Origin of the sequence: Limnobaculum eriocheiris, from assembly GCF_021010575.1 — a bacterium.
Taxonomy (GTDB): Bacteria; Pseudomonadota; Gammaproteobacteria; order Enterobacterales; family Enterobacteriaceae; genus Limnobaculum; species Limnobaculum eriocheiris.
The window spans coordinates 24,507-32,167 of the sequence record NZ_JAJNAG010000039.1; the positions used below are offsets into that span (position 1 = coordinate 24,507).

5 protein-coding genes are annotated in these 7,661 nt (G+C 45.3%); 4 read left to right on the top strand and 1 reads right to left on the bottom strand.

The genetic code is table 11. The features are described 5' to 3' along the window. The first annotated feature begins 111 nt into the window (after positions 1-111). From rluD to clpB, 3 genes are all read left to right on the top strand, one after another. Positions 112-1,089: a 23S rRNA pseudouridine(1911/1915/1917) synthase RluD gene (rluD, locus tag LPW36_RS13965; protein WP_230610603.1), complete on the top strand. Its 978-nt coding sequence runs from the start codon at positions 112-114 to the stop codon at positions 1,087-1,089. Next, complete coding sequence (gene yfiH, locus LPW36_RS13970) at positions 1,089-1,820, top strand: purine nucleoside phosphorylase YfiH (RefSeq protein ID WP_230610605.1); 732 nt, start codon at positions 1,089-1,091, stop codon at positions 1,818-1,820. Before rluD ends, yfiH begins: the two co-directional genes overlap by 1 nt. A 138-nt stretch (positions 1,821-1,958) precedes the next feature. After that, entirely contained in the window at positions 1,959-4,532 is a 2,574-nt protein-coding gene (gene clpB, locus LPW36_RS13975; protein WP_230610607.1) for an ATP-dependent chaperone ClpB, read from the top strand. A gap of 78 nt (positions 4,533-4,610) precedes the next feature. Here clpB and rtcR read toward each other — a convergent pair whose 3' ends face one another. Next, positions 4,611-6,209 (bottom strand): RNA repair transcriptional activator RtcR, encoded by a 1,599-nt coding sequence (rtcR, locus tag LPW36_RS13980; protein WP_230610609.1) that lies wholly within the window; start codon positions 6,207-6,209, stop codon positions 4,611-4,613. A gap of 203 nt (positions 6,210-6,412) precedes the next feature. Between rtcR and LPW36_RS13985 the strand changes: the two genes are divergently transcribed. Next, the gene (locus LPW36_RS13985) at positions 6,413-7,240 is read left to right on the top strand and encodes a nucleotidyltransferase domain-containing protein (protein ID WP_230610611.1); all 828 of its coding nucleotides are present in this window, start codon (positions 6,413-6,415) and stop codon (positions 7,238-7,240) included. Positions 7,241-7,661 lie beyond the last annotated feature (421 nt).

Genomic DNA, 7,661 nt, shown 5'->3' on the forward strand with positions numbered 1-7,661 from the left:
TGTTGTTCTGGAAGCTATCCATTCAGCTTCCGGTGAGTACCAGTTACAATAGCACATTATTTTAAACGGCATTGCCGCGAAAACCCAACTTAAAACTTAAGAAGTTATTTTATGTCACAGCAAGTACAACTCACAGCAACAGTTGCCGAGTCACAACTCGGACAACGATTAGATCAGGCTTTGGCCGAATTGTTCCCTGATTATTCACGTTCTCGCATAAAAGAATGGATTTTGGAAGAGCGTGTATCAGTAAACGGTCAAATAATCGTCAAACCTAAAGAAAAAGTTTTGGGTGGTGAGTGTATCGCAATTGATGCGCTGATCGAAGAAGAAGTACGTTGGGAATCGCAAGATATTGCATTAAACATTGTTTATGAAGATGACGACATTATCGTTATCAATAAACCAAGGGATTTTGTGGTACATCCGGGGGCCGGTAATCCTGATGGTACGGTGTTAAATGCTTTGTTACATCATTATCCGCAAATTGCTGATGTACCTCGAGCAGGCATTGTTCATCGTCTGGATAAAGACACAACCGGCCTGATGGTGGTGGCAAAAACGGTACCGGCCCAGACCCGGTTGGTGGAAGCGTTGCAGGCCAGAGAAATTACCCGTGAATATGAAGCCGTGGCGATTGGAACTATGGCCGGTGGCGGTACCGTTGATGCAGCGATTGCGCGCCACCCAACCAAGCGTACCCATATGTCAGTTTATCCAATGGGTAAACCTGCGGTGACTCACTATCGCATTATGGAGCACTTCCGTGCTCATACTCGCCTGCGTTTGCGTCTGGAAACGGGCCGAACTCACCAGATCCGTGTGCATATGGCACATATTACTCACCCACTGGTGGGAGATCCGTTATATGGTGGTCGTCCTCGTCCGCCTAAAGGTGCATCCGAAGCTTTTATACAGCAATTACGATCTTTTGACCGCCAGGCGCTGCACGCTATTATGTTACGTCTACATCACCCAATTACCGGTGAACTGATGGAATGGCATGCTCCATTACCTGAGGATATGGTACAACTGATAGCAGCACTACGCGCCGATACTGAACTTTTTAAAGATGAGCTGAACTGGTAATGATCCCACTAATAACGCCGGAATGGATAGTACCTGCGGGAGTTAAAGCTGTTAACACTACGCGTAATGGGGGTGTTAGTCAGGCTCCTTATAATACGTTGAATCTGGGAAACCATGTTGGCGATGAACCAACTGCGGTGCTACAGAATCGTCAACGCTTGGAACAGCAGCTAAACATTTCCGGCGATATTACCTGGCTTGAACAAGTTCATGGTGTTGAAGTTTTAACTCTGACGCAAAATACACCGTTATCTTTGCGCGCAGATGCCAGCTATACCCGCACGCCGGGTAAAGTTTGCGCCATCATGACCGCCGATTGTCTTCCGGTACTATTTTGCTCGGTAAAAGGCGATGAAGTGGCGGCGGCGCATGCGGGCTGGCGAGGTCTTCAGGCGGGAATTCTTGAGCGAACGGTTGAAAACTTTATGGCCGCACCAGATAACATGGTTGCCTGGTTAGGGCCGGCAATCGGCCCAACGCAGTTTGAAGTTGGGCCGGAAGTTCGTGATGCTTTTATGGCGGTAAATCCAATCGCCGATAGCGCATTCACCTCCAGAGCCGATAAGTATCTGGCTGATATCTACCAACTGGCTCGTCAGCGCCTTCAATCGCTGGGTATACAAAAAATTTATGGTGGGAATTACTGTACAGTTAGCCAACCTGAACTCTTTTTTTCATACCGGCGTGAAAGGGATACCGGCAGAATGGTCAGTCTGATTTGGTTTGATTAATCTATTGATATTAAATCGTTTATTTATTCTTTGAATTCATCTCAATAATTTATATTGACTTTGGTCTTGAAAAACGCTTTTGCACCCTTATCTATATGGCATAGCAACATATATTGTTGATCTGTTTTTGGAGGTGTTATGCGTCTGGATCGTCTTACCAGCAAATTTCAACTCGCTCTGGCCGATGCTCAATCATTAGCGTTAGGGCGTGATAATCAATTTATAGAACCTGTTCATATGATGAGCGCATTGCTCAGTCAGGATGGCGGGAGCATTCGTCCATTATTAACTTCTGCCGGTGTTGATGTTAACCGCCTGCGTCGCGATCTGGATGATGCATTAAGTCGTGCTCCACAGGTTGAGGGGGCCGGTGGTGATGTTCAGCCATCCAATGAACTGGTTCGTATTCTGAACCTGTGTGACAAACTGGCTCAAAAGCGTAACGATAAATTTATCTCTTCTGAACTGTTTATTCTTGCCGCTTTGCAAGAGCGCGGTCAGTTAAGCGATCTGCTGAAAAAAGCCGGAGCGACCAGCGAAAGGCTCACTCAGGCGGTTGATCAATTAAGAGGGGGTGAAAGCGTGGATGATGCGAGTGCAGAAGATCAACGTCAGGCATTGAAGAAATATACCATCGACCTGACGGAGCGGGCAGAGCAAGGCAAACTGGATCCGGTGATCGGTCGTGATGAAGAGATACGCCGTACCATTCAGGTATTACAGCGTCGTACTAAAAATAACCCGGTGCTAATCGGTGAACCGGGTGTCGGTAAAACCGCTATTGTAGAAGGTTTAGCTCAGCGTATTGTGAATGGCGAAGTGCCTGAAGGGCTGAAGAACAAGCGTGTACTTTCGTTAGATATGGGGGCCTTGATCGCCGGTGCAAAATATCGCGGTGAATTTGAAGAACGTTTAAAAGGCGTATTAAGCGATCTGGCGAAACAGGAAGGTAGTGTCATTCTGTTTATCGATGAATTGCATACTATGGTTGGCGCCGGTAAAGGTGATGGCGCGATGGATGCCGGTAACATGCTCAAACCAGCGCTGGCTCGCGGTGAATTACACTGCGTTGGTGCAACAACGTTGGATGAATACCGCCAGTATATTGAGAAAGATGCGGCATTAGAGCGTCGTTTCCAGAAGGTTTATGTTGCGGAACCAACCGTTGAAGATACTATCGCTATCCTGCGTGGTTTAAAAGAACGTTATGAACTGCACCACCATGTGCAAATTACTGACCCGGCGATTGTTGCAGCGGCTACGTTATCGCACCGCTATGTATCCGACCGTCAGTTACCGGATAAGGCGATTGACCTGATTGATGAGGCCGCATCCAGTATTCGGATGCAGATGGACTCTAAACCAGAATCACTAGACCGTCTGGACCGCCGTATTATTCAGTTAAAGCTGGAACAACAGGCACTGATGAAAGAGTCTGATGAAGCCAGTAAGAAGCGTCTTGAAATGCTGAACGAAGAGTTAGAGCAGAAAGAGCGTGAATACTCTGAACTGGAAGAAGAGTGGAAAGCGGAAAAAGCTGCGGTATCCGGCACTCAGACCATTAAGTCCGATCTGGAACAGGCCAGAACATCTCTGGAACAGGCGCGTCGTGTAGGCGATTTGGCAAGAATGTCCGAGTTGCAATATGGCACTATTCCGGGGTTGGAAAAACAGTTAGTGCTGGCAGAAAGCTCCGAAGGCAAAACCATGAAGCTGCTGCGTAATAAAGTGACTGATGCCGAAATTGCTGAAGTACTGGCTAAAGCGACGGGTATTCCGGTCGACCGTATGCTGGAAGGTGAGCGTGACAAACTGCTACGCATGGAAAAACAGCTGCATCAGCGCGTGATTGGTCAAAATGAAGCGGTTGAAGCGGTATCGAATGCGATTCGTCGTAGTCGCGCGGGTTTATCCGATCCGAATAAACCTATTGGTTCATTCCTGTTTCTGGGGCCAACCGGGGTAGGTAAAACCGAACTGGCAAAAGCACTGGCTAATTTTATGTTCGACAGTGACGATGCCATGGTACGTATCGATATGTCCGAGTTTATGGAGAAACATAGCGTTTCTCGTTTAGTGGGTGCACCTCCGGGCTATGTTGGCTACGAAGAGGGGGGGTATCTGACCGAAGCGGTTCGCCGCCGTCCATATTCGGTTATCTTGCTGGATGAAGTAGAAAAAGCCCACCCGGATGTATTTAATATCCTGCTACAGGTGCTGGATGACGGGCGTTTAACCGATGGTCAGGGACGTACTGTCGATTTTCGTAATACCGTTGTCATTATGACGTCCAACCTGGGTTCAGATATGATCCAGGAGCATTTTGGTCAACTGGATTATGGTGAAATGAAAGAGTTGGTGATGAGTATGGTTGGCCATCACTTCCGTCCGGAATTTATCAACCGTATTGATGAAACGGTAGTATTCCATCCTTTGGGTGAGAGCATGATTAAATCCATTGCTCGTATTCAGTTGGAGCGTTTGTATCAACGTCTGGACGATCGCGGTTATACCATCAGCATGTCTGAGGCCGCTTTGGATCTGCTGGCTAAAGAGGGATACGATCCTGTTTATGGAGCACGTCCATTGAAACGGGCTATTCAACAGGAAATTGAGAACCCGCTGGCACAGCAAATTCTTTCCGGTCAGCTGTTACCTGGTGTACCGGTAGTGTTAGATGTTGAAGGTGATAAGATTGTTGCTAAACAATAATTGATTATCAATTGAAAAGAGGGTGGCTATTGTCACCCTTTTTTTGTCTGTTGATCTGCTACAACAAGAGAAAAATAATTAATTTTCCGTTTTGTCCTTTTTCAATGTTTCCCAGCTAAGACCAAAACGGGAGAGGTACTTTCTTAATCTGTCGGCATCATTTGGGTTCTGTTTTTGCTGGCGGGAAATGGCAAACAGTTTTCTTCCTGCTTCTGACAGGCTGCTGCTGGTATGGCAAACCTCAATCACCGCTTGCAGTTGATACTGATCAAACAGATCAATTGGCTGGTCCAGTTCCGGTAACAAAATCGGCTTAGTGGTATACCCCCAACTTTCCTGTAAACGCTTTATTTCATCACTGACAATCTCATCGTTAATTCTTCCTGATTCGGCCAGCGTTGCCATACGGGTGATGGAAGCGCCCAGTTCACGGAAATTACCTGACCAAAGTGCCTCAGATGAGGTGGCAAAAGAGAGGTATTTGCGTCGCGATTCGACATTAAAACGCGTTTGTTCTCCCTGTTCACGAGCAAAACGCACCAGTTCATAGTCCAGATTGGGTTCAATATCTTCACTACGTTGAGCCAGACCGGGGAGTTTATAAGTCCATAAGTTAATGCGCGCATATAAATCTTCCCGGAATAAGCCTTCACTAACCTGCTTACGTAAGTCCCGATGAGTACCGGCAATCAGTTGAAAGTGGCTTTGTGTTTCTTTATCACTACCAAAAGGAAGAAATTTTTTCTCTTCAATGGCTTTCAACAACATTGCCTGTTCATCCAGCCCTAATTCTCCAATTTCATCTAAAAATAGCATTCCATTATCTGCGGCCCTGAGCAGACCTGGCCGATCGTTTTGGGCACCGGTAAAAGAACCCTTGACATGACCAAACAGTGTTGACATCGCGCTGTCACCCCGAAGCGTGGCGCAGTTTACTTCAACAAAACGGCCACTGATTTGGTGCCGTTCTGACTTAAGCTCATAGATTCGCCGGGCAAGGAACGATTTCCCTGCTCCTGTCGGCCCCACCATTAATATTGGTGCGGTGGAACGAATTGCGACGCGCTCAATCTCTTCAATCAAACGGTTAAAGGTGGCGTTACGCGTTGCAATACCGGCTTTTAAATAAGAGACCGAGTTTTCACTGATTTGCTGAAAGCGAGTGGAAATCTGATCGTAACGGCTTAAATCTAAATCGATAATGGCATAATTACCCGCGGGATTGCCGGGTTGTTCATCACTCTTATTGTGTCTGTCGGGCATCGTTTGAATTAACTTACCCGGAAGATAACGCGCTTCTGTCAGCAAAAACCAACAGATTTGTACGATGTGGGTACCCGTGGTGATATGAACCAGATACTCTTCGTTCTCAGGATCAAAAGGGTAGTGCTCAGAAAAGTCTAATAGCTTGGTATAAACCTCTTCAATATCCCAGGGATCGTTTAACGTAATGGTATTGAGCTTAACTTCAGTTTGTGGCGAAACCAGATGGATATCCTGAACAAGCTGTTCAGCCATTCCCCGATCTCTTGCTGAGTGAATTAATTCTAACCGATCAATATGTAAATCAGGTTGCTGGCACATTCCTACGGTTGGACGCCATTTATTCCAACGGTTTTCCCGTTTACCGCGTTTATCCAGAACGGTACCTAATACACCAATCGCAACCCGCTTCATATCTTATCCCTAAATATAAATATTATCTGAAAGAATAAATTATCTTATATTTTTAATATTCGCCAGCACTAAAGTGTTCATGGTAATTTATATTTAAAACAATAAATTAAATTTATTTTTGATACTAAAGAAAAATTGGCAAGCCGATTGCAATATCTGACAGCAACACTGAAGTCATAAAGAATTAAGAAAGGAGAATGGCAATGCAAAAAGGATTACTAACAAATCGTAAAGCTTTACCTGTTGATCATCATCCGGTATCGGAGCAGATGAAAAAACGTATCCTGAATGAGCTGGAAGAGATAGAAAGAAAGTTTGATGTGAAAGTTTTGTATGCTTGTGAATCCGGAAGCAGGGGATGGGGATTCGCTTCAACAGATAGTGATTATGACGTTCGGTTTATCTATGTGCAAAAAGCAGAGTGGTATCTGACCGTTGAACCTGGCAGGGATGTGATAGAGCGTCCGTTAGATGATGAACTGGATATCAGCGGCTGGGAATTACGTAAGGCACTGGGTTTATTAAAAAAGGCGAACCCAACATTATTGGAGTGGCTGGATTCTCCCATAGTTTATCGGGAAGATAGCGATTTTATGGACAAATTTCGTAAGCTGGCTGTTGAACATTTCTCCAGTTTACGAGCCCGTTATCACTATTTATCGATGGCAAAAAAGAACTTTAGAGGCTATTTGCAGGGAGATAGGGTTCGACTGAAAAAGTATCTCTATGTATTACGACCACTGCTGGCGGTTAAGTGGATAGATGAAAGGGCAACTGTACCGCCCATGCCGTTTTCTCTGCTATTGGATATCGTTGAAGATAAAGCATTACTGAATGAAATCGATTATTTGTTGCAAGTTAAACGGGCAAATACCGAATCTCAATATGGCGAAAAGTTAGTACAAATACATAACTTCATCGAACAGGAACTGGAACGATATGCTTTGAGCCAGTTCAACACGAATAAAAATGAAGAACAGCTATCGGCATTAGCATTGGATCATTTACTAAAAGAATGCGTGATGTCCTGACCTCTAATTTGTTTAATCCAGGAGCCTTGAAGCGTTCTTCCGGGCTCTTTTTATTTTTAGTATTGCTGGCGTGAGAATTAATGAAATCATAAGAGCGGACAGGCTGGTGACGATAACGATATCCTTCATCTGGTGAATAAATGAACGATTGGCATTAATTTTAAAATTAACACTTGCCAGAAGATTTTGAGTCCCTATAATGCGCCTCCACTGACAGCAGATAACGTTGTCAGTCAGAGAGTAGAGTTAACGCTGAGGCGTTTTAATACTTGACTCTGAAACGGATTCGCGTAATATACGCAGCCCGTGCCGCGGGAAGCGCAGCTTTCTGTCGGCCATGCTCTTTAACAATTTATCAGACAATCTGTGTGGGCACTCACAAGACGGTATCTCACGTCACTGCACTTCGGTGTAGCGACAC